General features: G+C 43.3%; 25 protein-coding genes, 1 other RNA gene and 2 pseudogenes. 9 read left to right on the top strand and 19 right to left on the bottom strand.

Annotation, left to right across the window (positions count from 1 at the left end):
- Positions 1-9: 9 nt before the first annotated feature.
- Positions 10-423, bottom strand: a complete 414-nt coding sequence (locus AC0VYI_RS05295) for a GNAT family N-acetyltransferase (RefSeq protein WP_475447788.1) — start codon at positions 421-423, stop codon at positions 10-12.
- A gap of 312 nt (positions 424-735) precedes the next feature.
- Here AC0VYI_RS05295 and AC0VYI_RS05290 point away from each other — a divergent pair, with 312 nt between their 5' ends.
- Together AC0VYI_RS05290 and AC0VYI_RS05285 are read left to right on the top strand one after the other, a co-directional pair.
- Positions 736-1,803, top strand: a complete 1,068-nt coding sequence (locus AC0VYI_RS05290; protein ID WP_475447786.1) for a 2,3-butanediol dehydrogenase — start codon at positions 736-738, stop codon at positions 1,801-1,803.
- 403 nt (positions 1,804-2,206) lie between these two features.
- A complete protein-coding gene (locus tag AC0VYI_RS05285) occupies positions 2,207-3,712 on the top strand; it encodes an MFS transporter (RefSeq protein ID WP_475447784.1) in 1,506 nt (501 codons plus the stop codon).
- 155 nt (positions 3,713-3,867) lie between these two features.
- Here AC0VYI_RS05285 and AC0VYI_RS05280 read toward each other — a convergent pair whose 3' ends face one another.
- The 10 genes and pseudogenes from AC0VYI_RS05280 to prfB form a co-directional block, all read right to left on the bottom strand.
- The gene (locus AC0VYI_RS05280) at positions 3,868-5,139 is read right to left on the bottom strand and encodes an O-acetylhomoserine aminocarboxypropyltransferase/cysteine synthase family protein (protein WP_475447782.1); all 1,272 of its coding nucleotides are present in this window, start codon (positions 5,137-5,139) and stop codon (positions 3,868-3,870) included.
- Between the two features lie 286 nt (positions 5,140-5,425).
- Entirely contained in the window at positions 5,426-5,977 is a 552-nt protein-coding gene (locus AC0VYI_RS05275; protein WP_475447780.1) for a nucleotidyltransferase family protein, read from the bottom strand.
- 35 nt (positions 5,978-6,012) lie between these two features.
- Positions 6,013-6,366, bottom strand: coding sequence for a DHCW motif cupin fold protein (locus AC0VYI_RS05270; protein ID WP_199477812.1), 354 nt, complete (start codon positions 6,364-6,366; stop codon positions 6,013-6,015).
- 241 nt (positions 6,367-6,607) lie between these two features.
- Positions 6,608-7,153 carry a GNAT family N-acetyltransferase gene (locus AC0VYI_RS05265; RefSeq protein WP_475431201.1) on the bottom strand — a complete coding sequence of 182 codons (546 nt, stop codon included), beginning with the start codon at positions 7,151-7,153 and terminating at the stop codon, positions 6,608-6,610.
- Positions 7,154-7,593: 440 nt separating this feature from the next.
- Positions 7,594-8,685 (bottom strand): annotated as a pseudogene (locus AC0VYI_RS05260) (methyl-accepting chemotaxis protein); the annotation flags it as partial.
- 465 nt (positions 8,686-9,150) lie between these two features.
- Entirely contained in the window at positions 9,151-10,215 is a 1,065-nt protein-coding gene (gene hisC / locus AC0VYI_RS05255; RefSeq protein ID WP_475447777.1) for a histidinol-phosphate transaminase, read from the bottom strand.
- Positions 10,216-10,324: 109 nt separating this feature from the next.
- A complete protein-coding gene (locus AC0VYI_RS05250) occupies positions 10,325-10,552 on the bottom strand; it encodes a hypothetical protein (protein ID WP_067016774.1) in 228 nt (75 codons plus the stop codon).
- Positions 10,539-10,982 (bottom strand): Tse2 family ADP-ribosyltransferase toxin, encoded by a 444-nt coding sequence (locus AC0VYI_RS05245; protein ID WP_475447775.1) that lies wholly within the window; start codon positions 10,980-10,982, stop codon positions 10,539-10,541. The genes AC0VYI_RS05250 and AC0VYI_RS05245 overlap by 14 nt, the downstream gene beginning before the upstream one ends.
- Before the next feature lie 211 nt (positions 10,983-11,193).
- Positions 11,194-12,695: pseudogene (lysS, locus tag AC0VYI_RS05240) on the bottom strand (lysine--tRNA ligase).
- Positions 12,696-12,743: 48 nt separating this feature from the next.
- A protein-coding gene (prfB, locus tag AC0VYI_RS05235; protein ID WP_199477808.1) for a peptide chain release factor 2 occupies positions 12,744-13,839 on the bottom strand; the annotation gives its coding sequence in 2 pieces (ribosomal slippage) (positions 12,744-13,766 and positions 13,768-13,839; 1,095 coding nt in all).
- A gap of 145 nt (positions 13,840-13,984) precedes the next feature.
- Here prfB and AC0VYI_RS05230 point away from each other — a divergent pair.
- The 3 genes from AC0VYI_RS05230 to AC0VYI_RS05220 all read left to right on the top strand — a co-directional run bounded on the left by AC0VYI_RS05230 (position 13,985) and on the right by AC0VYI_RS05220 (position 15,205).
- The gene (locus AC0VYI_RS05230) at positions 13,985-14,278 is read left to right on the top strand and encodes a cell division protein ZapA (protein ID WP_199477807.1); all 294 of its coding nucleotides are present in this window, start codon (positions 13,985-13,987) and stop codon (positions 14,276-14,278) included.
- Positions 14,279-14,402: 124 nt separating this feature from the next.
- Positions 14,403-14,580, top strand: a non-coding RNA gene (gene ssrS / locus AC0VYI_RS05225) — 6S RNA.
- 4 nt (positions 14,581-14,584) lie between these two features.
- Positions 14,585-15,205 (top strand): 5-formyltetrahydrofolate cyclo-ligase, encoded by a 621-nt coding sequence (locus AC0VYI_RS05220; RefSeq protein WP_475447773.1) that lies wholly within the window; start codon positions 14,585-14,587, stop codon positions 15,203-15,205.
- Here AC0VYI_RS05220 and traF read toward each other — a convergent pair.
- From traF to astE, 7 genes are all read right to left on the bottom strand, one after another.
- On the bottom strand, positions 15,202-16,506 hold the full coding sequence (gene traF, locus AC0VYI_RS05215; RefSeq protein ID WP_475447771.1) for a conjugal transfer protein TraF: 1,305 nt from the start codon (positions 16,504-16,506) through the stop codon (positions 15,202-15,204). The two genes, AC0VYI_RS05220 and traF, sit on opposite strands and share 4 nt — an antisense overlap.
- 303 nt (positions 16,507-16,809) lie before the next feature.
- On the bottom strand, positions 16,810-17,598 hold the full coding sequence (gene kdsB, locus AC0VYI_RS05210) for a 3-deoxy-manno-octulosonate cytidylyltransferase (protein WP_475447769.1): 789 nt from the start codon (positions 17,596-17,598) through the stop codon (positions 16,810-16,812).
- The gene (locus tag AC0VYI_RS05205) at positions 17,595-18,179 is read right to left on the bottom strand and encodes a KdsC family phosphatase (protein WP_475447767.1); all 585 of its coding nucleotides are present in this window, start codon (positions 18,177-18,179) and stop codon (positions 17,595-17,597) included. The genes kdsB and AC0VYI_RS05205 overlap by 4 nt, the downstream gene beginning before the upstream one ends.
- A 2-nt stretch (positions 18,180-18,181) precedes the next feature.
- On the bottom strand, positions 18,182-19,039 hold the full coding sequence (kdsA, locus tag AC0VYI_RS05200) for a 3-deoxy-8-phosphooctulonate synthase (RefSeq protein ID WP_475447765.1): 858 nt from the start codon (positions 19,037-19,039) through the stop codon (positions 18,182-18,184).
- 80 nt (positions 19,040-19,119) lie between these two features.
- A complete protein-coding gene (locus AC0VYI_RS05195) occupies positions 19,120-20,097 on the bottom strand; it encodes a KpsF/GutQ family sugar-phosphate isomerase (protein WP_475447763.1) in 978 nt (325 codons plus the stop codon).
- Between the two features lie 156 nt (positions 20,098-20,253).
- Positions 20,254-21,225 (bottom strand): zinc ABC transporter substrate-binding protein ZnuA, encoded by a 972-nt coding sequence (gene znuA / locus AC0VYI_RS05190; RefSeq protein ID WP_475449791.1) that lies wholly within the window; start codon positions 21,223-21,225, stop codon positions 20,254-20,256.
- A gap of 121 nt (positions 21,226-21,346) precedes the next feature.
- Entirely contained in the window at positions 21,347-22,417 is a 1,071-nt protein-coding gene (gene astE, locus AC0VYI_RS05185) for a succinylglutamate desuccinylase (RefSeq protein ID WP_475447761.1), read from the bottom strand.
- A gap of 249 nt (positions 22,418-22,666) precedes the next feature.
- Here astE and AC0VYI_RS05180 point away from each other — a divergent pair, with 249 nt between their 5' ends.
- From AC0VYI_RS05180 to hemE, 3 genes are all read left to right on the top strand, one after another.
- The gene (locus AC0VYI_RS05180) at positions 22,667-23,203 is read left to right on the top strand and encodes an NUDIX hydrolase (protein WP_199477798.1); all 537 of its coding nucleotides are present in this window, start codon (positions 22,667-22,669) and stop codon (positions 23,201-23,203) included.
- A complete protein-coding gene (locus AC0VYI_RS05175; RefSeq protein ID WP_475447759.1) occupies positions 23,160-24,005 on the top strand; it encodes a DUF2927 domain-containing protein in 846 nt (281 codons plus the stop codon). The genes AC0VYI_RS05180 and AC0VYI_RS05175 overlap by 44 nt, the downstream gene beginning before the upstream one ends.
- Before the next feature lie 128 nt (positions 24,006-24,133).
- Positions 24,134-25,237: a uroporphyrinogen decarboxylase gene (hemE, locus tag AC0VYI_RS05170; RefSeq protein WP_475447757.1), complete on the top strand. Its 1,104-nt coding sequence runs from the start codon at positions 24,134-24,136 to the stop codon at positions 25,235-25,237.
- Positions 25,238-25,364: 127 nt separating this feature from the next.
- Here the strand turns inward: hemE and AC0VYI_RS05165 are convergent, their stop codons facing one another.
- On the bottom strand, positions 25,365-25,736 hold the full coding sequence (locus tag AC0VYI_RS05165) for a hypothetical protein (protein ID WP_199477795.1): 372 nt from the start codon (positions 25,734-25,736) through the stop codon (positions 25,365-25,367).
- 122 nt (positions 25,737-25,858) lie between these two features.
- Here AC0VYI_RS05165 and AC0VYI_RS05160 point away from each other — a divergent pair, with 122 nt between their 5' ends.
- Positions 25,859-26,197 carry a P-II family nitrogen regulator gene (locus AC0VYI_RS05160; protein WP_067016747.1) on the top strand — a complete coding sequence of 113 codons (339 nt, stop codon included), beginning with the start codon at positions 25,859-25,861 and terminating at the stop codon, positions 26,195-26,197.
- Positions 26,198-26,283 lie beyond the last annotated feature (86 nt).

Here is a 26,283-nt window from a genome sequence, read left to right as displayed (position 1 = left end):
ATAAGCAACTTATCCTTCTTGTTCCAGCGTTAGACAGTAATCATAAAAACCAACTGAACGCCAAAAACTTAGTCCTTTCAGGTTATTTATTAAAACATCTAAACGTAGTTTTTCTTGGCCCCAATAGCGCTTTTTCGCTAGCTCAAAGGCCTTTTTGCCGTTCCCTTTACCTCGAAATGATTGTGCAATAAAAAACTGTCTAATATAAATAAAGTCAGTGTCCTTGCGCCACAGTGTATAACCAATAACCTCATCGTTGATCTCGAAAAGTGCTGCTGAATATTCCGATACAAGCCAGCAAGCCATTCGAGCTCTTAACGCTTTGACTGACATTGGATTGCTATGTCCTTCGTCTTTTATAAGCTGGCAATTTAGTTCTGCCAGAATGTCTAAATCCTCTTCTTTTGATATACGAACCTTCATTTTTTGTCCTATTTACAATGTCTTTTATGAGGGATGTTATAGACTTGATGCTAGCGTGAAAACCAAGATGCTAATCAACGATACCCGTTCCCGACTTTACGCCTTATAAACATTAGGCAAATACCTATTGCTTCATGCTCTGACCCCCTCTTGGAATTACTTGATAATTGTCATTAACAAGCAAGTTTTTCATCATAGAGTTTGACTGCACTCGATGTGCTGAGTAGCTTGATTTAGTAGAGACCTTTGCTCGACTGCGGTGCGTTAAAAGGACTCTACTCATCTCTATTAGTCAAACACAAGGAAAGCAAAATGAAAGCTGCTCGTTTTTATGACAGAGGGGATATTCGCATTGAAGATATTCCTGAACCTAGTGTTGAGCCAGGTACAGTGGGCATTGATGTTGCGTGGTGTGGCATCTGCGGTACCGATTTACATGAATTTATGGAAGGGCCGATTTTTATTCCACCTTGCGGCCATCCACACCCTATTTCAGGAGAATCCGCCCCTGTTACCATGGGACACGAGTTTTCGGGTGTGGTTTACGCGGTGGGAGAAGGTGTTGACGATATTCAAGTCGGTCAACACGTTGTCGTTGAACCTTATATTATTGCCGATGAAGTACCAACTGGGCCGGGTGAAAATTATCACCTATCGAAGAATATGAACTTTATTGGTCTTGGTGGATGCGGTGGTGGGTTATCCGAAAAAATTGCCGTAAAACGCCGTTGGGTTCATCCTATTTCGAATGACATTCCTTTGGATCAAGCCGCCTTAGTTGAACCCTTAGCCGTCGGTTATCATGCATTTGTTCGCAGCGCGGCAAAAGCGGGTGATGTGGCGTTAGTCGGTGGCGGTGGCCCTATCGGTTTGTTATTGTCTGCCGTTTTAAAAGCTAAGGGCATCACGGTTATCCTGACTGAGCTAAGCGCTAAACGTAAAGAAAAGGCTCATGATACTGGTGTAGCAGATTATATTTTAGATCCAACCGAGGTCAACGTCACAGAAGAGGTGATGAAGATTACAAAAGACCGAGGTGTGGATGTAGCTTTCGAGTGCACCAGCAATAACAAGGTATTAGACACTTTAGTTGAAAGCACAAAAGCAAAAGGGGCAATCGTTATTGTCTCCATTTGGAGCCATCCGGCAACTGTGAACGTTCACAGTGTTGTCATGAAGGAATTGGACGTTCGCGGCACCATTGCTTATGTTAACAACCATAAAGAAACCATTAAACTCGTGGAGGAAGGCAAGGTTAATTTAGAGCCCTTTATCACCCAGCGAATCGAATTAGATGACCTGATTTCCCAAGGCTTTGATACATTAATTCACAATAATGAATCAGCTGTAAAAATTATTGTTCGTCCATCAAAAGCATAAATAACATCACTATAAAGCCAGCAAGGCCTCAACAAGGTTGATCCTTACTGGCTTTTTTATCAAAAAAACAACCTAAATTAAGTATAGAATACAGTATCTAATTTAAAAAATGCATCTATGCATTTGATTAATATGGATTTTCTATAAAGCATTCTCAATTTTCACTTCACAAAATACAACATCAGAATGTAAACAGTGTGTAATGTTCTGGCTTTTTATGACACGAACATTTTACCTATGCTAAATTTGCTCTACATCTCTCCCAATATCAATGACTAGAGCTCACAACCCTATTCATTAGGGAAATGAAACGATTAGACAGAACGTTATTATCTGACCTTTCAGCTTATTCTTGAGATAAACTTTTAGCATAGAGACAATTAATATTTAACAGTACGATCTAATGAACAATAAAACTAGAGTTTTTGCAGCTGTATCTCTTTCTTTTATCATGGTATACATAGATATATCAGGGATATCTGTAGCTTTACCGACATTAGAGAATGTATTTAACACCACACCCTCCACTATTATGTGGGTAGTTAATATTTATATATTAACTCGATCCGCACTTGTTTTTGCTTCGGGAAAAATTAGTGACATTTTTTCACACAAAAGATGTTTTTTATTTGGGTTGGCTTTATTCTGTATTGCTTCACTAATATGTGGTTCATCACCAAATAGCATTACACTTATTACTTTTAGATTATTCCAAGCTATTGGAGCAACATTTCTTTTCACCTCTGGAATGAGTATGGTGACATTAGCCTACTCTAAAGAGCAACGTGGAAAAATGATTGGCTTGTTATTAAGTACCTCTTTGATTAGCATGGCCTTCGCTCCCATTGTAGGAGGCTTATTTATAAAGTACTTAAGCTGGCGCTGGATTTTTTACATTAATCTCATTGTTGGTGTTATTGTTTACTTATTGTTAGCCCGGTCGACTAATATAGAAGCATCAGGCATTTCAAAAAAAGGCTTTGATTGGCAAGGATTTTTATCGATTTCGCTATCGACAACCTTATTGAGTTTAGTTTTTATCAATAGCTCAATATGGGGATGGAGATCATGGAGTTTTATTTTCTGTATCGCCTTTGCGATAGTTTTCTTATTTTTATTTATTTACTATGAAAAACGTTCTCTTCACCCAGTTATTGATCTTAGTATTTTTAAAATTACAAACTTTGCTTCTGGGTCATTAATTTCTACCATTAACCAAATCACTACTTGGCTTATTTTTTTCACAACTATTTTTCTACAAAAAGCCTTCCATTACTCTCCATTAACAACAGGACTCTTATTAATTCCATTATTTTTCTTTGGTATCATATCAGCAAACCTAGGTGGTTTTTTAGTTGATAAATTTAATGTTAAGCTCCCATTAACCCTTGGCTCTGGGGCAAGCCTTTTGGGTGTCATGATAACGTTAGTCTTATATCCTCATATCACCTATCTTAAAATGATCCCCATGTTAATATTGACTGGAATTGGTATGTTTATGATCAATGGTCCTGTTAGAACGTCGATACTCAATCAGATTACAAAGGATAAGTATGGAATGGTTAACTCAACACTAAATGGGTTACGTGCCATTGGAGGAACTGTCGGCTTTACCTTCTTAACGGCAGTTTTGATGAACACGGAGCTGTCTTCGGTAAGGTCGAAATTGGTTCAGATAATCCCTTCTATTTCTAGTGATGACATCCATAAATTAATTGGTCTACTTTCCAACACCCCTGAAAGCTTAAATATAGTAAGTAAATACGATTCAACGGCACAGCATACTATATATAATGCAGTTTCCTCTAGTTATTTGCATGGCTTCTATTGGATGTTAGTAGTGATACTGATAATCATGCTTATTAACTTTATTTTATCAATCTTTTTTATAAAATCTTCCTCAAAATAGAAGGACAATTCAAATATAAAAACTCATTGATACAATCAAATTCCCTAAAAAAGCGTCCCTATTAATATGAACGGCATGACGGCTAACGTCGCTCAGATAGAGCAAGCCCAATAGAAGGCCTAGCATTTGAATGCAGGCCCTCTCAAATCATATAATTAAGCTTTATCCAATGCTTGTGAAACGTCAGCAATAATATCGTCGATATGCTCAATACCCACCGAGATGCGCACTAGATCAGCACTCACACCAGCTTTTTTAAGCTCTTCGTCATTCAATTGACGGTGCGTAGTAGAAGCCGGATGACATGCCAATGATTTTGCATCGCCAATATTGACCAAACGTAAAATCATATCGAGCGAATCAATAAACTTAGCACAGGCATCAATCCCCCCAGTAATACCAAAACTCAAAATACCAGAAGCTTTGCCCTTAGTAATTTTTTGGCAGGTTTCATAATACGGACTATCCGGTAAGGCCGCGTAGTTCACCCACTCTACTTTCGGGTGTTGCTGTAAATATTCCGCAAGGCGCTGGGCGTTTTCACAATGGCGATCCATCCGCAAACCCAATGTCTCCAGACCTTGTAAAATTTGAAACGCATTCATCGGCGAAATGGCAGAACCTGTATTACGCAGTGGCACGACTCGACAACGCCCTATATACGCAGCGGCACCTAAGGCTTCCGTGTAAACTACGCCGTGGTAGGAAGGGTCTGGTTCGTTAAGAATCGGAAAGCGTTTTTTGTTGGCAACCCAATCAAACTTGCCAGAATCGACAATGATACCGCCAATTGTTGTACCGTGGCCGCCGATATATTTAGTGAGCGAATGCACAACAATATCGGCCCCCAGCTCAAACGGGCGACACAAATAAGGCGTAGCGACCATATTATCCACAATCAAAGGAACACCGTGCTTGTGCGCTATCTCCGCCAGACGCGCAATATCAACAATATTACCGGCTGGATTACCAATAGATTCGCAAAATAACGCTTTGGTATTTTCGTCAATCGCGTTTTCAAACCCCTCAAAATCATCATGCGACACCATACGCACGTCCACACCTTGGCGCGGCAGTGAGTGCGCAAACAAATTATACGAACCGCCATACAACTGGCTGGTACTGACAATATTGTCACCCACTTGCGTAATACACTGAATCGCATAGGTAATAGCCGCCATGCCAGACGCCACCGCCAGCGCCGCAATACCACCTTCCATCGCAGCCACACGTTTTTCCAACACATCAGTAGTTGGGTTCATAATGCGGGTGTAAATATTACCTTGTACGGCTAAATTAAACAGATCAGCACCGTGCTGAGTATCATCAAAGGTATACGATGTGGTTTGATAAATAGGAACAGCGGCCGCTTTGGTGGTTGCTTCAGACTTATAGCCTTCATGAAGTGCAATAGATTCGAGTTTCATAGTGTGTCTCGTTTAAAATTATTGTGGTTGTATGACTAAATAACAGCGGTATGTGTGATTAAAAACAACCGCCAAGATCGACAGAGTCTAGTGTAAACCTATCACAACAACCATAAAAACGTTAAGCCAAAAACAAACCTAATAAACTTTTCAGCATGTGCGGTTTGGAATGAAGACGTCACCGCAATACCGCTACCGCCGCAGTGGCTGGCCTTGTGAAGGTTGATGTCCAGAGGTTGCTAAGCCAGACCAAGCAGTTCACTGACTTCACCTTTTTTGTTAACGGCTACCATTCCTTGATCTCAAGGTTCGGCCACCTCTGCTTAAAGCTACGATTCATTGTGTCGTAGTTTTCTTTACTTATCGCCGTTTTATTTGGTCGAATTGTCATGTTGGCTTGGTCTTCTAAACCAAAGGGAGCAAAGACATCCAAAACATCATCGACTAAACGAATACCAACGGCAAAACAAGGAAGCCACATGCGTATTCCATCTTCAGATTCTTTCAGTGGCTCTATGTTATTTCCAAACTTTGCACCATACCATTGATGGACGTTAGCTTGGTTTTTTACATCAACAGGCATCAAGTGAGTTTTTCGAGAGTCGATTTCCGCTTCATATTCCTTCTCAGATCTCGACATTTTTTGATCAAAGTAAACCACATCAAGGTCTTTCACTTTATAAAGTGGATCATTCCCCAACTTTCGATTCCAGACGGCTTGCGTTACCGAGCCTCCTGCTAAATAATGATTTGGCAGCTTGATTTCATTTAGTATTGTTAACAATTCCATCATTTCTGGAATATTAGAAATGGTATCGACTAAGTACTTCTCTCTCATAGCCATTCCGTATTTTGTCTTTGTAAATTAATTTATTAGGCATTTGACTTTAAAAAGTCGCCATCAATGATCAACAAGTGAACACCATTCTCTGTTACCGAACGATGGGAGCTTAAATCATCTGACACAATATACGACATGCCTTTACGTAAAGTTGATCGGCTTCCATCTTGAAGCTCATTTACCACTTCACCTTCAAGACAGTACACTATGTGACCTTTTTCACACCAATGGTCTGCTTTATAATTTTTTGAATATTCTACGTATCTGACGCGTAAACCGTCGAATTGCATAGTTTGCCAATACGCAATTCCAGTTTCTCCCTTATGCTCTGTTCGAGGAACGTTTTTCCAGTCTATCGTTTGAAAAGGAATGCTTGAGTTTTCCATTATTACTCCGGTTTAAGGCTGCCTACAGCTTGTGGCATTGGAGAGGAACAAGCCTTGTATCCACACCAGTTTTATGCATTATCTAGTTGATTTGTTTGTAAAAGCCTAATAGGCTCGACCTTTTGCTTTACTAGGCTTTCCTTACCGCTAGTTTCACGATCAATGACGAAGATTGTTACTTCTGCCGATATTCTTACCTATTGATACTAAAAAGCGGATCATATGCTAGGGATGAAACCGCTTAAACACTTGGTATGCCTTGCCACTCGGTTGAAAGAACTGACATTAAAACCTTGTCAACGAACTCGCCGTTACGAAAGCCAGATTGACGCATTACACCTTCATGTTGGTAGCCAGCTTTTTCATACGCTTTTACCGCGCCAATATTTTGAGCACTTGCTGTCAGTTGCACTCGATGTAAACCTAGCGTCCGAATAGCATAATCAGTCACGACTTTTGTCACTAACGTTCCGATGCCTTTTCCCCAATACTCTTTTTCGCCGATAAGAATGAAGAATTCACCACTTCGGTTTAAGGAGCTTATGGCGGATATTCCTGCGTAACCAATGAGCTGATCACTCTTTTTACTACATAAACCAAATGAGACATTTTTAGCCGACGAATTAACGGTTGAAAGCCATTTTTCTATGTCTAATTTTGACTGTGGATACGCATAAGAAGAGAGGCTATATAACGTCACTTCACGGTCACAGGACCATTTGTAAAAAAACTCGCTGTCAGTTGGTTCAAGTGAACGTAAGTAATAATGTTCTAATTCTAACTTCATGATTTATCTTATAAGTTTCGACCAAGATATAACACCAAGCACACAGATAGCCTTTACAGAGAAGCAGCGTAAAGGCTATCTGTGTGCCGAAAGTTCAATGTACTATCTAGGTATATTGAACCTTTTGCTTAATGATCCGCAATAGCAACTATCGTTTTTTTCATTTTCGTCTTGGTCAAGACTCAGCACATTTTAGGTTTTGCTCTATGTTATGACACATTTTTAACCTCAATAAGGTTAGCGTCTTTCTTGGCAGCAGCATCAATTAATCCGTCAATTTTTCTCATGTTTTCGAGCTGGGCCTGGAGCTGCAATGAAAGCTCACTCAGTTCAGTGGCAGAGAGGGAAGTCTCTTCCGCAGACGCGGCCGTCGAGTGAATCACATCATCAATTTCTGACATCCCCTGATTGACCTGGCTCAATCCCATCGCCTGACTTTGCGATGCCCTATCTATTTCTTCGATGGTGTTGGAGATAGTTGATACGTGCTTAACAATCTCACTCAATGCACTCACACATTTTTGTGATATAGCATTTCCCTTTTCGACATTTTCTACTGATGACTGAATATACTGCGCCGACTCGCTAGCCGCGGTTGTACTACGCTCAGCAAGTTTTCTTACCTCATCCGCTACCACAGCAAAACCACGTCCCATTTCACCAGCTCGAGCCGCTTCAATGGAAGCATTAAGTGCCAGTAAATTCGTCTGAGAGGCAATATCATCAATGACATTAATAATGTCACTAATGGCTTCGCTTGAGCGATTAATTTCCTGCATCGCTTGCTCAAGTTCTCTTATTTCATCGGAGGCCGTGGTCGCAGCCCGCTGCGCTTCAGACGAAATGGCGCTGGCCTTTGAGGCACGCTCGGCATTGTCATTGGCCTGACTAAGAATCTCATTGAGCGAACTGCCGATTTGAGTAATTGACGCCGCTTGCTGAGTCGACCCGACGGTCAAAGCACGGCTGGCAACATTAAGGTCTTTTGCTCCTGCTGTGAGGTTTTCACTGATGGCATCCACATCTTTGTAAACGGCTTTTAGCGCAACCTTTTCTGATATTTCCTGTACATATTCAACATGACCTATCTTGTTGCCATCTAATCCATTGATGTAAAAAGTGTCGACACGAAAATATTTCCCCCACTGGTGAAAGGAAGTGACCGGCTTGTCTTTTCTTAAACAGTTCACTCCACAGTCTTCCGTATTACAGATGTTTGCTCCCCAATTTGAACAGTGTTGGCCGAGTACGTCCTCACGTTTGACACCCAGAGGATCGGTAGCCGCTCGATTGACAAACGTCCACTTCATATCCAGATCAGTGACTGAGAGTGGATTTGGTATCGTATCGAGAATTTGTACATAAAAGTTGAATCGCTCTTTTGCCAAACGCTCCATTTTTATCAGACATCCTAACACCCCCACCATAAGTACAACTACAATCAGCAGGTTTGTGTTTTCTATCGCAAATAGTAAGACAACAGCTATAGATACAATGTTAATACCTAGGGCTAGACGGTAATACTTGCTCATATATTTTCCTCTATTGACGGGTCTTATAATATTTACAGACCTATCTAATAGTAGGCTACATTTACGAGACTAATGAGTAATGATGAGTAATAATTAGTAATAGCTAGGTGAAAAGGTGCAATGCAATAGCGATTTAGCGAAGAATTTAAGAGGCCACTACGGACACGCCCTCGGGTTGGGTCGTTGGAAGTAGCTGTCAAAATAGCCTTAACATAGTCGTTACCTCATCTGCTCAGAGAGTTTGGAGGCAGATAAATAATCATTTTATTATGATCAAGCCCCTACATGCCCTTTAAGATATGAACCGCTTCATGTCTACAACGTCAAATGGTGAACCACTAGATAGCTCAGCTTTTTCCCTGCCAACTTCCTCGAATCCAAATTTTTTATAAAAAGGCAGGATATCTACACTAGGCTATCCAATTAAACAGGCCACAATATGTGGCCTTTGCAAAACTCAAAAACTTATTTTAACAGCTTTTCTAAAGCGGCGGTCAGCGCTGCCATTTCTGCGTCAGTGCCAATGGTAATCCTCAAGTGGTTACCAATTCTTGGCTTCTTACCAAAATAACGCACCAAAATCCCCTGCTCTTTTAATGACAGGTAAATCTCTTCTGCGTCTTTGTTTGGGTGAGTGGCAAACACAAAGTTGGTAGACGATGGCACGATTTCAAAGCCAAGGGCTTCTAGGTCTTTTACCGATTGCTCTCGGGTCGTGATGGTTTTCGCGCAAATTTCTTGCATATAGGCTTCGTCTTCCACCGAGGCGGTGGCACCAGCCAAGGCAATACGGTCAATGGGATAGGAGTTGAAGGAGTTCTTCAAACGTTCTAGCCCTTCGATCAAGTCTGGATGGCCCAACGCATAACCCACTCGAATCCCAGCCAAAGCACGAGATTTCGACAAGGTTTGCACGACTAACAGATTAGGATATTGGTTAATTAAGGTGGTCGCGCTTTGTGCCCCAAAGTCCACATAGGCCTCATCCACCAATACCACTACGTCTGTATTGGCTTTTAGAATATATTCAATATCCGATAGCGGCAGAGCCTTACCCGTTGGCGCATTGGGGTTGGTGACCACCACACCAGACACATCTAGATTGTCGTAATCTGCTGGGACAATATCAAATGTTTCGCTTAGAGGAATCAGTTTAGATTCGATGCCATATAAGCCCGCGTATACTTTGTAAAAACTGTAGGTAATATCCGCAAACGCTAAAGGTTTACCGTCTGCAAAGTAACCCATAAAGGCCAAGGCCAAGACCTCATCCGAACCGTTCCCAACAAACACTTGATTGGTATCAAGTTGGTAGTTTTTTGCTAAGGCATTTTTCAATGTCATGCAATTTGGGTCTGGGTAAAGACGTAAACGCTCACTGACTTCTATAGCCATGGCATCTAAGGCTTTTGGCGAGGGAGAGTATGGGCTCTCATTGGTGTTTAACTTGATGTACTTTTTGTCTTGCGGTTGTTCGCCTGGCACATAAGGGTCAAGAGAAGCAATTTTATCTGTCCAAAAACGACTCATATCAATAACTCTCCACTTCTTCTCATAAAGGGGTCAGAGCCCTTTAAAAGTAGATATTAGATAAGGCAAATCTTGTTATCAGTTAAAGGGCTCTGACATCTTCTAACCTCTAAGAATTCTTTAAGAGTTTTTTTAAGGGAACAGGGACATTCCCTCGCTCCTCTTCTTTGGAGTATATTTCACAAAGTCGACTTAGTTCGACTTCATACATATATTTGCATTCTTCATAGTCATCACTATCTGTCGTATCCGATTGAGCAAGCAAATCATAATACCGAATAGCGTCTTCTAAAGCCTGAATACAGACAAATATACTTCTAATATCAGCGTCTAACATTGCTCTGTACCTTTATTTTTATCTTAGCATTGATTGCTAGCTGATCTAGAGCAGACAGAAAACTAGATACAGTCATATCAAAGTTAGGGGATATTGAATAATGCCAACTCTTCTTTTTGGAAATATAATGATCTTTTGTGATAATAAGTTCATGAGGAACAACTGTACCTGCAGGAATGACGACATAATCCCAGTTTTTATGTCCAAAAAGGCCATTTTTGTCAGAAAGAGATGTCCCTCTACTCTCTTCAGACTTAACATACTCTATACCGTCTTTCATATATGTTGATACATCAGCTAACCGAATACGTCCGTTTGGTAAGATTTTTTCTTTTAAGTCAGGGTAAAGAGGATTTCCTACTTGAAGCTCTGATTTATTGACCGCTCTCCAAAGAGTAAGCGATACATCAGAACGATATATTTTTTCCAACTCACCTCGACCAATAATAATTTCTTACAAAGTAACCATATAAACTCCCTGTTTTGTTAAATATAAAAACCCTTAGTGAAACCAACCTTAATTTATGCAAAACCTCTGAGGAAAGTGTCCCGAGTATAATATAAAAAATAGCCAGTAACACAAGCTGCTATCGCTGGCTATTCAAACTTTCTTTGTGGCTGTTTAGATATATAACCTCGGATTAGTCCTGAGGCTTCATATGTGGGAACAACAATACATCACGGATAGAAGGTGCATCCGTGAACAACATGACTAAACGGTCGATACCAATCCCTTCACCAGCGGTGGGTGGCAAACCATATTCTAGTGCGTTGATGTAGTCCGCGTCGTAATGCATGGCTTCGTCATCACCGGCGTCTTTTTCCGCCACCTGACGCTTAAAGCGTTCTGCCTGATCTTCTGCGTCATTCAGCTCCGAGAAGCCGTTGGCGATTTCACGACCACCAACGAAGAATTCAAAACGGTCAGTAATAAACTCGTTATCATCGTTACGACGCGCCAGTGGAGAGACTTCCGCTGGGTATTCCGTGATGAAAGTTGGTTGATCCAATTTGTGTTCTGCGGTTTCTTCGAAGATTTCTGTCCAAAGTTTGCCTAAACCCCAAATAGGTTTCACATCGATTTTCAGTTTCTTCGCCACTTCTGTCGCTTTTTCAACGGTTTCCAGATCCGCAGCGGTTAGCTCTGGGTTGTAGTGAAGAATAGACTCAAGCATGGTCATACGAACAAATGGGGCTCCAAAGTCGTACTCAGCCCCCTGGTAGGTCACTTTTGTTGTACCCAAGACCTTCTCTGCCACGGTACGCAGCATGTCTTCCGTCAATCCATAAGATCTTTGTAGTCAGCGTACGCTTGATAGAATTCGATCATAGTGAATTCTGGGTTATGACGAGTCGACGTGCCTTCGTTACGGAAGTTACGGTTGATCTCAAACACACGTTCAAAGCCACCCACAACCAAACGCTTTAAGTAAAGCTCTGGAGCAATACGCAAGTACATGCTCATGTCCATCGCGTTATGATGGGTAATAAATGGACGAGCCGTTGCTCCACCAGGAATGGTTTGCAACATGGGCGTTTCCACTTCCATAAAACGACGATCTTCCAAGAAGCGACGAATGGTAGAAATGATTTTTGAACGCACTTGGAAAGTCTCACGGGACTCTTCGTTAACAATCAAATCCACATAACGCTGACGGTAGCGCATTTCCATATCAGACAAGCCATGATGCTTATCTGGTAATGGTCGTAGGGATTTGGTGAGTAATTGTGCTTCTTGCATATCGATATACAAATCACCTTTACCAGATTTGTGCACTGGGCCAGACACACCAATGATGTCACCCAAATCCCACGTTTTTTGCTCTGCTAAAAGCTCTGGACTGAGCGCCTTACGATTCACATAAGCTTGGATTTGACCTGTCATGTCTTGCAGCAACATAAAGGCACCACGGTTACGAACGATACGACCCGCGATGCTAACCTTATGATCCTTTTCTTCTAGATCTGCTTTTTCAAACTCGCCAAACTCTGCCTGAAGGTCAGCTGCGTAAGCATCGCGACGGAAAGAGTTAGGGAAAGCATTACGCTGTTCACGGATAGCCGCCAACTTGGCACGACGCTCCGCTACTAAACGGTTGTCATCAGTTGATGCGGTAGATTCTGTTGTCTTTTCGTTAGCCATGGTTTGATATTGCTCTTTATAAATGTTTAAAAATAAGTACTGGGCGCTTTATAGGCCTTGTTTTAAGCTTGCAACGATAAATTGATCTAGATTGCCATCTAGAACGGCACCTGTATTAGAGGTTTCCACCCCGGTACGCAAATCCTTAATACGTGACGCATCCAGTACATAAGAACGAATCTGACTGCCCCAGCCGATATCAGACTTACTGTCTTCTAGTGCTTGCGCCGCTTCGCTTCGCTTCATCATTTCCAACTCGTACAACTTCGCGCGCAATTGTTTCATCGCGAAGTCACGGTTAGCGTGCTGCGAACGTTGGTTTTGACACTGTACAACAATCCCCGTTGGCACGTGGGTAATACGCACCGCAGAATCAGTGGTGTTAACGTGCTGTCCACCCGCACCGGATGAACGGTAGGTATCGGTACGCAAGTCGGCTGGATTGATATCGATATCTACGTTATCGTCAATTTCAGGAGAGACGAACACAGACGCAAACGACGTATGGCGACGGTTACCCGAGTCAAACGGTGATTTACGCACCAGACGATGCACCCCCGTTTCTGTTCGCAACCAGCCAAAGGCGTATTCGCCTTCAAAACGAATTGTCGCGGATTTAATACCTGCAACATCGCCAGCGGAGACCTCCATTAACTCGACTTTGAAGCCTTTATCTTCGCCCCAGCGAAGATACATACGCAACAGCATATTTGCCCAATCTTGGGCCTCTGTACCGCCAGAACCAGCTTGAATGTCCAAAAAGGCACTGCTTTCATCCATTTCTTTGGAGAACATGCGGCGAAATTCCAACTTAGCCAGTAAAGTTTCTAACTCAGCCAGTTCTGATTGCACCGCGTCAACAGACTCGCTGTCGTCTTCTTCCACGGCGAGATCCAGAAGTTCTTTGGAATCGGCGATGCCACTTTCCATGTTATCAATGGTTTCCACCACGACTTCAAGGGCAGCACGCTCTTTACCGAGCTTTTGGGCATAATCTGGATCGTTCCAAACATTTGGATCTTCCAGTTCGCGGTTTACTTCTTCTAGTCGTTCTTTCTTTGACTCGTAGTCAAAGATACCCCCGAAGGGTTAAAGTACGTGCAGAAAGGTCTTTTATCTTAGAAAGTATTGGGTTGATTTCCATATTTGCGTCAATTTGCTATAAACAGAGTGGATAAATGTGATTCGCAATTGTAACGAATTTAACCGCAGCATAAAATGCCATTCGCTACCCAATGATGGAAAAACAGACCATTTTATGGTGGGCCTTGCTATCAAATGGAGTCAATATGGATAAACCAACGGTTTCAGTCAATATACTTGGGCAAACTTACAAAATAAATTGCCCAAAAGGACACGAAGCGGATCTGAAAGAAGCCGCTGAGTATCTCAATATGCAAATGCGCGAAATCAAAGCCAGCGGAAAAATCATTGGCCTTGAAAAAATTGCGGTGCTTGCTGCATTGAATATTACTCACGACATGCTTTCGGGCCGAAAATACGCACGCTCTAATGAGCAGCAGCTGCGAGAACTGACATCACAGCTTGATGCTGCGCTCACGCATCAAACGAAAGTAGGTTAAAGCGGCTTACTCTTTAATCAACTTTGCTTCATGCAAGAGCGAGAACACGAATTTTCCTCATACAGCCGAGGCAACAAGTGTGAGCATGGGATGATTTTCCTCATCGCTTACTCTATACTGCACTTGTTTCCTGGGTTGTTCGAGGCGGCTTAACGCCCTTGAGCCTATGAGTAATACCCCGGACGGAGACTGTGGGTTCGGTGAGCATGTCCGTGCGTCGGAAAGCCTAAAGAGCCTCAGATCCATCCACCTTGAACCACTGGGTTCAAGGCCAATAGTCGAAACGGCAACTTGGGAAACTCTTTTATGCCTTCAGCAGTAGATTTTAGACAAACGTTACGTCGTCAACTTCGTCAAGCACGAAGACATTTAAGCGCAACTGATCAGTCACTGGCCGCCGAGGCTTTAGTGGATGCTTATCAGGCGCTTTCTTCTGTTCTTAACATCAGCGGTGACAAACGCATTGCTTTGTACTTGACCAATGATGGTGAAATTTCCCCCCATTTATTATGCGAACATCTGTGGTCACTCGGTCATAACATTTACTTGCCCGTTGTCAAAGAGCAATCTCTGGATTTCGCTCACTATACCCAGCAACATATAGATGATAATACCCTGTGGCGTGAAAACCGTTTTGGCATTAAAGAGCCTGTTGACGTTTCTCAAAAATCTGGCTTTGAAATGGATTTAGTGTTTTTACCTTTGGTTGGCTTTGATGACCAAGGAGGTCGACTGGGTATGGGCGGTGGGTTTTACGATCGCACATTCGCCAATAAGTCAAAACAAGCGAAGCCCGTGTTAATAGGCCTCGCTCATGATTGTCAGCAAGTGGCGAGCTTGCCAATGGAAAGCTGGGATATTCCACTCGACGCCATCATGACTCCCACTCAATTAATTAGCATTACTAACCAGACACAGACAGATTAAAACGCCATATCGTAACCAATAGAAAAATAGGCACTTCGTGGTATGGAGTGCCCATTATATTCGGTTGTCCCCGTTGAAACAGCAACATCTAAATTTAAACGGCGAAAAAAGGTCAGGCCCCCTGTCACGTATTTTAATTGACTACCCGCGAGGTTCTCTCGATAACCCACTCGAAAACCTGGTGCGATCAGGTTATCGCTAAAGAAAGATAAAGACGCGACCGCCCAGCGATACTTATCGCCAACAGGATCTTTCACACTGTTTAAATCGTATGATCCTGCCAGTATCCACTGGCGATTTCGTGAGGTGATGGCACCATCAATAGTACTTTGTGTCTTCATTTGATAGGTTTCAGACAAATCCAACTTACCCTTTCCTGCAAACAACACAGCAGCATTACAACTCGTTAATGCCGAACCAGATAAATTGGCGCAGTCTCCAAGATCAGCATAATCAAATTTTGGTTGATTAATATTAGCAATAGTCGCCCCCAACTGATAATGGTCACTCACCCAGATAGCACCAACATCAATCCCCACATTGGAACTCGCATGTTGATCACTAAACAGAGAATCGGTAAATACTTTACTGGCATCGTCATTTTCATCAGTTAAAACAACCAATGAGCGACCTAAAGAAATTCTGTGTAGATTGGCTTTTACACCACCAATCAATTCACCGTAATTCGTTCTCAGTACACTCTGACTGTAACCCAAACCCAGTCTTAAATCCGTTGCTTTTTTGACATAAAACGAAGTGTCTGATTTGACCTTGTAAGTAGAGCCCGTTTGTTCAGCAACGATATCATCGGCTAACACATTTGCCCTGCCCAAAAAGGAGGCGCTGGCATCGACTATAAACGCACCACGGGTATTGGTTTTATAAATAAAGGGCATAAAAGGGATGTGGCTACTGCCCGCTACTTTTATGTAGGTTGTATTTGCTACGTCACTGACAATAGAGTTTGCTTTGGCTATTGCTGCATCAACCTCAGCTTGTGATTGATAGTCCGTACGATTTAACAGGCTCTCTAAGTCGTCGACTTTATCCGTCAAATTTCCGACTTCCCCCAGCTCGTAGGAAAGACCAACCGGACCAAGCAATCCCAAACGCACATTTTGCCCAGAGGACACACTGCCCATCAGATAAGGCGCAGCAGGATTTGATAACGACGTCGACAACGCACGAGGGTTGATCACCCCGCTCAAAGTATAACTTGACCCTACAGGTAAATAGACAGGCATAGCCGCTAATGTTAGCGAGCTAAACAAGGCCCCAAACATACTGATGTAAATTTTCATAGACCAACTCTTCTCAGACTAAATTCAAACAGACATGACAACAAGCAAAAAAAACAGCCTACCCCACTCTAAATATATACAATTTATTGACAATATAAGAGTTATTAGCTGGATTTCTATTTAATTTGTAAATAATACGCATTTATTAGTCATCGACACAAAACAGAGATGACTTTAGTAAGAAAATAAAAAAAGCCATCTAACGCATAGATAGCTTTCAAGGTGTCAATAAAATAGAGAGAACGAGTTCGTTACTTTCTAGAGGGAGACCTTTTAGAAAGTACGAATATAAGAGAAAGTCACTTAGAGGGAGGCAATATGCTTACGCAACGCATTAAGATCATCTTGCGTATCCACACCATGGGGCGGTAAGCCAGACGCTTGCGCCACTTGTACCTTGATCCCTTGATGAAGAAAGCGCAGCTGTTCCAGTTTTTCCCACTTTTCCAAAGGCGACATAGGCAAAGTAGCGTACTTCGCCAATAAGCTGGCACGGTACACATACAAGCCAATATGACGCATAGCAGGAAAGTCTTCCGCTAACGAACTTTCATTAGTAGCGTTATCCATAAAACCATTACGATCCCATGGCATAGGCGCGCGGCTAAAATATAAGGCTCGGCCTTGCTCATCACACACAACCTTTACCACATTGGGATTGAAAAAGTCTTCCCCATCATGAATTTTACACGCGATGGTGGCCATTTCAGACGCAGTGTCTTGTGCTAACGCAGCAACAGTCGAATGAATCAGCTCAACGGGTAATAGGGGCTCATCCCCTTGCACATTTACGATGATTTCATCTTGCTGCCAGCCCATTTTTTCCGCCACTTCCGCAAGACGTTCGGTACCATTTTCATGGTCATCCCGCGTCATCACAACAGGCGCGCCAAAGGACTGAGCCGCTTGATAAATCACTTCATGATCGGTGGCGATGGTGACGGTTCTTGCGCCAGCATTCAGGGCGAGCTCATATCCCCATTGTAAAACGGGCTTCCCTCCTAAATCCGCCATTAACTTTTTAGGGAACCGCTGAGACGCGTAACGGGCTGGAATCACGATATGAAATTCAGGTAACTCAGCGTGGCTCATTTTTTCTCAAACTCCGGTTGTTGTGCCCATTCATAGGCACTTTCTAACGACATTCGCGTAGCTAAAATCACGTCTGCTACTTCTCGCGCTACACCTTGACCAGCCGCTTTTGTCAGTACAAAGTCACTATGACGCTGAACAAGCACATGCGCATCCGCCGGACAAAACGCTACTCCCACTTTGGGCATGACTTGCAGATCGATCACATCATCCCCCACATAAGCCGCTTGCTCCGGTAACACACCAAGAGCTGAGGCAATCTCATCAAATGCCTCCGCCTTATTATGACAACCGGGGTAAAAGTGCGTCACACCAAGGTCGCTCATCCGCTTACGTAGGGGGGCTGAATCTTTCGCGGTAATCACCGCCACATCGATACCCCACTTAGGCAACAGCTTCATGGCCACGCCATCTTTGACATTAAAGCGTTTTACCTGCTCTCCAGCGTCTGCGTACCATAAGCCGCCATCGGTGAGGACCCCATCCACATCAAACACGACCAACTTCAGCCCTTGCAGCATATTCACAAGGGACTTGGCGTCCTGCAACGATGGATAACCTGCGAGAAAGTTCTCATCCATGATTAAGCGCTCGTATCTAACGTTTCAAAGGTTTTCACCAGCTCATCAAGCTGTTTCATTTGTTTTAAGAAGGGAGCCAATTTACCTAATAGCAAAGCACAAGGGCCGTCGCATTTTGCCTGATCTGGCGTAGGGTGAGTTTCTAGAAACAAGCTTGAAAGACCAAGCGACATACCCGCACGGGCCAGCTCGGTTACTTGAGCACGGCGACCATCAGCAGAGTCTTCACGACCACCAGGGCGCTGCAAAGCATGGGTCACATCGAACATCACGGGGTATTCGAATTTTTTCATCTCCCCAAAGCCCAACATATCCACAACTAGGTTGTTGTAACCCATCATAGTACCGCGTTCGCACAACATTAAATGACTGTTGCCCGCCTCTTCACATTTTTTCAGAATGTGCTTCATTTCATGAGGCGCCAGAAATTGCGCTTTCTTGATATTAATCACCGCGCCGGTTTGCGCCATGGCAACCACAAGATCTGTTTGACGAGATAAGAAAGCGGGCAGTTGAATGACATCCGCCACTTCCGCGACAGGTGCGCACTGGAAGGTTTCATGCACATCGGTAATCACAGGCACACCAAAGGTTTCTTTGATTTCTTGCAGAATTTTTAACCCTTCTTCCATACCTGGGCCACGGAAGGAATTGATGGAAGAACGGTTTGCCTTATCAAACGAGCCTTTGAACACATAAGGAATGCCCAAGGCCTCCGTTACCTTGACATGCTCTTCCGCAACACGCATGGCCATATCACGAGATTCCAGTACATTCATACCACTGAACAATACAAAAGGAAGATGGTTTGCGACTTCAATTTTGTCGCCGATTTTAATGATTTTGTTACCGTGAGACATAGTCATTTTCCTATAAATTCAATATGGACGTTCACATAAAACCGCTGCAAACACCAAACATTCATCAACAGCCACAAAGCTTATCGGTCGTAGATTTCCAACAACCCCGTCAAATTGCCCTGATCATTGACAACTACCAGCAAGGTGATTTTGTCACGCAGCATTTGTTCTTCTGCTTGGACAATCATAACGTTCTCATTAATGGTTTTCGGTTTTGCAGTCATCAATTCAGACATCGGCTTATGTATCATCCCTTCACTTTCTTTGAGCATAGCACGACGTAAATCCCCATCGGTGAAGATGCCGAGTAAATGGCCTTTGTCTTGAATAACCACCACCCCCATACGACCATGAGTCATCACCGAGATGGCTTCTTTTAACCTGGTCTCTGGCGCACAAACCGGCAAATTATCCTTGTGCATTAAGTCTTTTACACGGGTCAGTAATTTACGGCCTAAGCTGCCGCCTGGATGAAAACGTGCAAAATCTTGCGGCTGGAAGTTGCGACATTCCATCAAAGCCACCGCCAATGCATCCCCCATAGCGGTGGTCATGGTCGTCGACGTAGTTGGGGCAAGATTATTAGGGCAGGTTTCTCTGTCTACGGAAATATCCAGTACACAGTCACAATGTTTTGCCAACGTTGAGTCGAGATTACCCACCATCGCAATACATGGGTTACCAAAGTCTTTTAGGGAAGGCAGCAAGCGTATCAGTTCCTCAGTCTCCCCTGAAAAACTGATCAAGAGTAAGACATCTTGCGGCTGAATCATCCCTAAATCACCATGAAACGCTTCACTAGGATGAAGAAAAAAACTTGGGGTTCCGGTAGAAGCCAGAGTGGCCGCAATTTTTTTACCAATGTGACCGGATTTTCCCATACCACAAATGATGGCGCGCCCTTCGCTCGCAAGAATCATGCGAACGGCTTTGGCAAACTCCTCGGTCACTTGATTGGCAAGGTTTTGCAAGGATTGAGCTTGAGTCGATAAAGTGTGTCGAGCACTCTCGATGAGAGCGTCAGAGTGAATACTCTTAATAGAGGACGTATTGCTCATATGACTTCTCTGAATAATTAAGTGCATTGATTATACAGAGGTCAGAGTGAGTCGCCTACCATCGCAGACACTTTTCCCCAAGCACGGCGACAGCAGGCCAAGACGCCTAGAGCGATATCAAGAAATTCGTCTATTCATCGCCCCCCCAAGCCCCCTTTATTTAAGGCAACTTGAAAACTGATGACTCAGCGATTTTAAGAAATCAAAATAGGCATTTGGGCTTAATTTAATATCTGAACCCAGCGGATCCAACACTGCCGTATTAACCTTAGTACCACTTAGCAAGGTCTTCACAATCGCGGGGCTAAATTGTGGCTCACTGAACACACATTTCACCTTATGCTCGGTGATTTCTTCACGCAACTCCGCCACTTTTTTCGCGCCAGGCTGACGTTCAGGGCTAACCGTAATGGCGCCGGCATGATTCAATCCATAATGATGTTCAAAATACCCATAGCCATCGTGGAAAACGATGTAAGGCACGCCATGAACGGCTTGCATGGCTTTTTTAATTTGCGCATCCGTCGCCGCTAGCTTGGTTTCAAAGGCCTGTAAATTAGCCTGATAGTAACTGGCATTAGTGGCATCCAACTTAGACAAACGTTTTGTCACAGCTTCTGCTAACACTTTGGCATTATTGGGCGACATCCAGACATGAGGATTCACCCCTTCATGATGATGACCTTCATCGTGGTGGTGCTCCCCGTGGTCTTCATCATGATGATCGTCCTCATGGTGATCAACCTCTTCCATATGTTCATGATCTTCTTCGTCACCATGATCATGGTCTTTGGCAAAGTTCTCAAGCGTCATACCATTCAAGGTTAACCATTCAATGGAAGATTTTTCTTTACCTACATTTTCCAACGGTTTTTCCAGAAAACGTTCTAGAGACTCACCGACCCAAACCACCACATCCGCTTGACCTATTTTACGTAAATCAGAGGGGCGCATGGCAAAATCATGGGGGGAGGCGGTACTAGAGACAATTTGTTCAATATTCGCACGATCCCCAGCAATGGCTGCCACCACCATGGACACAGGCTTAATACTGGTCACGACCGTTGGTTTCGCCAACACCATAGGCGATAACATCGATACACTAAGCGCCATCAATAGCTTATTCATCACTTACCTCAGTCCTACTAGATATAAATTACGTTATAACGTAACAATATAGTAAAGAATGGTGATTTTCAAGTCACATCCATGTGCTATAACCTATTCCATCAAAATGACAAAAATAGTATTAGGAGGTTAATTCAAACGCTAAAGAATTAATAGCAATGGGACGCACAACCAAGCCAGCTCGTTGACCGATCGGCACCTTCGCATTCGGAAACACAATGGCATCACCTGTTTTCGCAATACGATAGCCACCAGCTGAAGAAGTCGCCAACTCATAGCCTTCATCAAAATCAGTGAAGTTTTCCTCATCTTCTGCAATGGTCAGCTGATAATCATCAGCATTTTTTACCAAAGCGTCTTGAACGGCAAAGACCTGAATCGACGATAAATCCCCCTGTGCTAACGTCGCGTTTTCTAGCAGGATGATTAGCGCCTTTTGTATTTGTGTAAAACTCGACAAGTCATTTTCACCAAAGGGATGCACTTTACCTAACTCAATCGTAAAGCTATTGGCACGGTGGGCGGCATAGGAATAATAAGAAAAGGTGGTGGTTGGCTGGTGCGACAAAAGGACCGCTTCAATCCCTGAGGCAACTAAGAATCCAAACTGAGCATGCTGATAGACGGGCTCTTCTAGAAAGGGATGCACTGCAAATTTTTCGTATTTAGAGGCACGGATGGCGGTGTGTAGATCGTAATGTAATCGTAATGTGCCATGAGAGTCTTGCCCATAAAAATCGCTCACGGCCTTTTCTAGTTGCTCTGCCCGGCGGGCTTCATTAAGTCCAAGCCCGGCTCCTTCATTCGTTAAATATGGTTGCCAAGCACCATTAAACAAACGGTTTAAATTCACTTCACAAAAGCGGGTAGCTTGATTAGCAGACACCGGATTACCAATCACCACCAATAGACGTATTGCTAAAGACAAATTACCCAACAAAATGTCTTTTACCAGTTGATTTACCAACTCTATCGGCCCCGTTTCATTGCCATGAATCCCTACTGACAAAACTAAGCTCACTGGATCATGAGATAACCGAGTAGACATCGGTTCAAAACGAAAAATCCCTGTATCCACAACAAACCCAACTCCTCCAGGAAAAGTAAATTCAAACGGATCGAGATGCGTTGGATTAGACAGCGTCAGGGCTAAAATATCGTTATCAGAAATCTGCACAGTATCATGTCCCATAATGATTAAAGGTTTCTAAGCACAATGCTTACATCGCTATGATAAGGCTTTCTTAATTCATGACTCAACCATTACAAGATCTGTACTGAGTCTTTCTCTCAAAAAGACACGTCTTTTTCCAACTTGAGATGATTATCCCGTTTCATTCCAGTACTTTTCCTGCAAATGCTTTTCTTTCACGTCAAATGCCGATACCCTTTAACGGGTGTGCTTTTTAATAGCCAATTCACTTTATTACCTGAGAGCCTTATGTCTGCCACCGATGAAATCATTACACTTGTTGATAAAAACAACACGGTTATTGGCGAAGTTGCGCGCCGTTTAATGAAATTTGGTGAAGATTACCACCGTGTTACCTATATCCTTGTTTTTAATACCAAGGGCAATTTACTCATTCAAAAACGCACAGATAATAAGGCCTTTTGCCCCGGTTTTTATGGTGTCGCAACAGGTGGAGTGGTCGAAACAGGGGAATCCTATATCGAGTCCGCTCATCGCGAACTAAAAGAAGAAATGGGCTTTGACGCTGACCTTACCTCCCATGGCATTTTTTACACGGAAGGCACAGGCTTCAAAATTTGGGGGAAAATTTACAGCTGTTGCTACGATGAAAGTATTCACGGTCCGCTGGTATTACAAGCCAAAGAAGTGGCTTCCGTGCACGAAATGAGTGTCGATGAGGTATTGAACAATCATAAGCAATTGCCCTTTACACCGGATTCATTGGACGCTTTATATCATTATGCCAATCAACTCACCGCCCCATCGTCGAGTGATCCAGAATAAATCCTTCCTAGGAAAAACACTCATTAAACACGCCTATTTGAGTGTTTTCTTAACTTTTTTTGGCCTGCCCGCCGTCGCTCAAGAACGCTGGCAAAATGACGCCTACATAACGCAGAGCTTTATCAAGATCGCCCTTGAGCGAGAATATAAGGAAACCAAACACCCTAAATTGGTGCGTTGGGAAAAACCGATTTCTGTTTATTTTGAAAGCGACACTGGCGATGCAAAGCTACAGCTTGACCTACTCACGGTTCAAATGCGCCACCTTGCCTATATTTCAGGCATGCCCATCTATTTTACCAAGCAAGCAAAGGGAGCGGGCATCCTTGTCATTTTTACTCGATACAAAAACATTGAAGACAAAGTCCGCCAATACATTGGTGATCCAGATAAAATACGCAAAGCGCTTAACGAAGCTGTCTGCTTAGGTAATTTTCGCATCAATCAACGCCATGAAATCACCAGCGGCATCATTATTATTCCCGTGGATTATGCCCGCGAGAAAGCACGCTTATTAGACTGCGTCGTCGAAGAAATTACTCAACTACTTGGTCTACCAAACGATTCCGATGAGGTTTTCCCCTCGGTCTTTAACGATCACAGTATCGATACCTATCTCAGTCCATTAGATTACATTCTGCTAAAAGCCCTTTATTCCCCTCATTTAAAACCTGGCATGACGGTAAAACAAGTCAAAGCCGTGTTTCCTAGCGTACTCAAAGACTTACATCAATCAGGTGATATTCAACACGCTTTACAGCGAGTACAAATCCACAGTTTGAGACGTTATGTAGGCGACTAATGCATGCGATAAATCAATGCAATTAGTCTTTATCCGACTATTTGGCATAAATTAGGTTTATTGAATCTGCTTTTCTAAATCAACTTAGGTAAAATGATACAACTTACAATTTCCAGTGGAGAGTCTGAATGTTTCCTGAGCTTAAAAATGATCGCTTTTTACGCGCCCTACTCAAACAGCCGGTCGATACCACCCCCGTTTGGATGATGCGCCAAGCTGGCCGCTATCTCCCAGAATACCGTGCAAGCAGGGCCACAGCAGGCGACTTTTTAAGTCTATGCAAAAATGACGCTTTTGCCTGCGAAGTGACATTACAGCCTTTGGAACGCTATGATCTAGACGCCGCGATTTTGTTTTCAGACATTTTAACCATTCCTGATGCCATGGGGTTAGGGCTATATTTTGAAACAGGTGAAGGCCCAAAATTCAAGCATACCGTTCGCTCTCAAGCGGACATGGAAGCGCTTCCCGTTACTTCAGCGGATGACCTAGATTACGTCATGAAAGCCGTCTCCACCATTCGTCACGCTTTAAATGGCCATGTGCCACTGATTGGCTTTTCTGGGAGCCCATGGACACTGGCAACCTATATGGTAGAAGGAGGCTCCAGCAAAGATTTTCGCCATATCAAAGGCATGATGTACCAAAACCCAGAGGTACTGCATGGCTTGCTGGACAAACTTGCCCAATCCGTGACCGCTTATTTGAATGGCCAGATCAAAGCGGGTGCACAAGCAGTACAAATTTTTGATACTTGGGGCGGCGCTCTAAGTGGCCCGATGTACCAACAGTTTTCTTTGCTTTACATGAAACAGATCTTAGACGGCTTGATTCGTGAACACGAAGGCAGACGCATTCCAGTGATCATGTTCACTAAAAATGGCGGACAATGGTTAGAAAACATGGCGGCAACCGGACCCGATGCGTTAGGCTTGGACTGGACAACCGATATCGCCGAAGCCCGTGCACGAGTGGGCGACAAAGTGGCGCTGCAAGGCAATATTGACCCTTGCGTTTTATACGCCGATAAAGATGTCATTGAACGGGAAGTGGAATTGGTATTATCTGGCTATGGTCACGGCACAGGCCATGTCTTTAACCTTGGCCATGGTATCCATCAATTTGTTCACCCAGATCATCCTAAGTATCTGATTGATGCGGTCCACGAATTAGGCAGAAAATATCACGAGCCGCTGTCTGAAGATTTGGATGCTCTGAATAATTTGGACTAACTTAGGCATTCTAACAAGTTAACGCCACTTATAAAAAATAGCCATCCTATTGAGCAACACGATGGCTATTTTATCTTATTGCTTTTCACTCAATTTCCTCTCGATCCACCCACTTACCCTTGTCCAATCAGGCGGCAAGCAGATCCAATAAGCGACGCGCACACAGATCATCAACCTTATGCTTTTGCTCACTCCATTTACCATTACGTTTACGTACAACACAGTGAAACGACTCATTCACATAACAGCAGACATGATCACAACCATTTTGATCCAGCCAAGATAAACGCCCTAAAGACTGATCATGGTCTACCGCTAGAACAACAAAACGCAACTGTAATGGACACTTACCCTGCTGCAAAAAAAGCGTAGCGAGATTTTGCGGTGTCGCGTGCTGGGACAATCGCACATTCGCTCGCTCATAAAGAACAGAGCGAATGTGCTTGATAAAGCCATCTATCCCCCTCTCAAACGCCATAACGCCCTCTAATTCATGCATACCTATCCCCTCTGATTCCAACTCCGCAAAATTAATATAGCGCATAATTCACGTGCAAGTGGCGACTTTTACAAGAGAGTGTTACTTTTAGCGTATAGAACCCGTTTTGTATGGAGAGAAAAATGAAGTTAATTACAGCGATTATTAAACCCTTCAAGTTAGATGAAGTACGTGAGGCCCTGTCTGAGATTGGCATTAGCGGTATAACGGTGACAGAAGTAAAAGGGTTTGGCCGCCAAAGAGGTCATACAGAACTATACCGTGGCGCAGAATACGTCGTCGACTTTCTACCAAAGGTGAAATTGGAATTGGCCGTTGATGACGGTGAGTTAGACAAAGCCATTGAAGCCATTAAAAACAGCGCCAACTCCGGTAAGATTGGGGATGGTAAAATATTTGTGTCTGAGCTTGAGCAAGTCATTCGAATCCGCACGGGCGAAACCGGCGCAGATGCCATTTAATACAAACTTTTGCTGGTAGCATCTTTCGCAACAGCGCCTTATTTAGGCGTTGTTTGTAGACTGTTGACGTTAAAAAAGAGGCCATA

It is taken from the genome of Marinomonas sp. 63XJN7_9_ISO-PGPR-S23-217, assembly GCF_056173515.1.
The sequence above is the reverse complement of the archived record's forward strand: the minus strand, read 5'-3'. Positions and strand labels throughout refer to the sequence as shown.

Coding starts and splice junctions, on each gene's coding strand:
- znuA (WP_475449791.1), bottom strand. CDS start 21,225: ATGAATAAGCTATTGATGGCGCTTAGTGTATCGATGTTATCGCCTATG.
- AC0VYI_RS05165 (WP_199477795.1), bottom strand. CDS start 25,736: ATGCATGAATTAGAGGGCGTTATGGCGTTTGAGAGGGGGATAGATGGC.
- hisC (WP_475447777.1), bottom strand. CDS start 10,215: ATGAGTCGTTTTTGGACAGATAAAATTGCTTCTCTTGACCCTTATGTG.
- kdsB (WP_475447769.1), bottom strand. CDS start 17,598: ATGAGCCACGCTGAGTTACCTGAATTTCATATCGTGATTCCAGCCCGT.
- AC0VYI_RS05265 (WP_475431201.1), bottom strand. CDS start 7,153: ATGAAGTTAGAATTAGAACATTATTACTTACGTTCACTTGAACCAACT.
- AC0VYI_RS05205 (WP_475447767.1), bottom strand. CDS start 18,179: ATGGATGAGAACTTTCTCGCAGGTTATCCATCGTTGCAGGACGCCAAG.
- AC0VYI_RS05280 (WP_475447782.1), bottom strand. CDS start 5,139: ATGAAACTCGAATCTATTGCACTTCATGAAGGCTATAAGTCTGAAGCA.
- AC0VYI_RS05160 (WP_067016747.1), top strand. CDS start 25,859: ATGAAGTTAATTACAGCGATTATTAAACCCTTCAAGTTAGATGAAGTA.
- traF (WP_475447771.1), bottom strand. CDS start 16,506: ATGAAAATTTACATCAGTATGTTTGGGGCCTTGTTTAGCTCGCTAACA.
- AC0VYI_RS05220 (WP_475447773.1), top strand. CDS start 14,585: ATGCCTTCAGCAGTAGATTTTAGACAAACGTTACGTCGTCAACTTCGT.
- astE (WP_475447761.1), bottom strand. CDS start 22,417: ATGGGACATGATACTGTGCAGATTTCTGATAACGATATTTTAGCCCTG.
- AC0VYI_RS05285 (WP_475447784.1), top strand. CDS start 2,207: ATGAACAATAAAACTAGAGTTTTTGCAGCTGTATCTCTTTCTTTTATC.
- AC0VYI_RS05295 (WP_475447788.1), bottom strand. CDS start 423: ATGAAGGTTCGTATATCAAAAGAAGAGGATTTAGACATTCTGGCAGAA.
- AC0VYI_RS05270 (WP_199477812.1), bottom strand. CDS start 6,366: ATGGAAAACTCAAGCATTCCTTTTCAAACGATAGACTGGAAAAACGTT.
- AC0VYI_RS05290 (WP_475447786.1), top strand. CDS start 736: ATGAAAGCTGCTCGTTTTTATGACAGAGGGGATATTCGCATTGAAGAT.
- kdsA (WP_475447765.1), bottom strand. CDS start 19,039: ATGTCTCACGGTAACAAAATCATTAAAATCGGCGACAAAATTGAAGTC.
- AC0VYI_RS05230 (WP_199477807.1), top strand. CDS start 13,985: ATGGATAAACCAACGGTTTCAGTCAATATACTTGGGCAAACTTACAAA.
- AC0VYI_RS05180 (WP_199477798.1), top strand. CDS start 22,667: ATGTCTGCCACCGATGAAATCATTACACTTGTTGATAAAAACAACACG.
- AC0VYI_RS05175 (WP_475447759.1), top strand. CDS start 23,160: ATGCCAATCAACTCACCGCCCCATCGTCGAGTGATCCAGAATAAATCC.
- hemE (WP_475447757.1), top strand. CDS start 24,134: ATGTTTCCTGAGCTTAAAAATGATCGCTTTTTACGCGCCCTACTCAAA.
- AC0VYI_RS05250 (WP_067016774.1), bottom strand. CDS start 10,552: ATGTTAGACGCTGATATTAGAAGTATATTTGTCTGTATTCAGGCTTTA.
- AC0VYI_RS05195 (WP_475447763.1), bottom strand. CDS start 20,097: ATGAGCAATACGTCCTCTATTAAGAGTATTCACTCTGACGCTCTCATC.
- AC0VYI_RS05275 (WP_475447780.1), bottom strand. CDS start 5,977: ATGAGAGAGAAGTACTTAGTCGATACCATTTCTAATATTCCAGAAATG.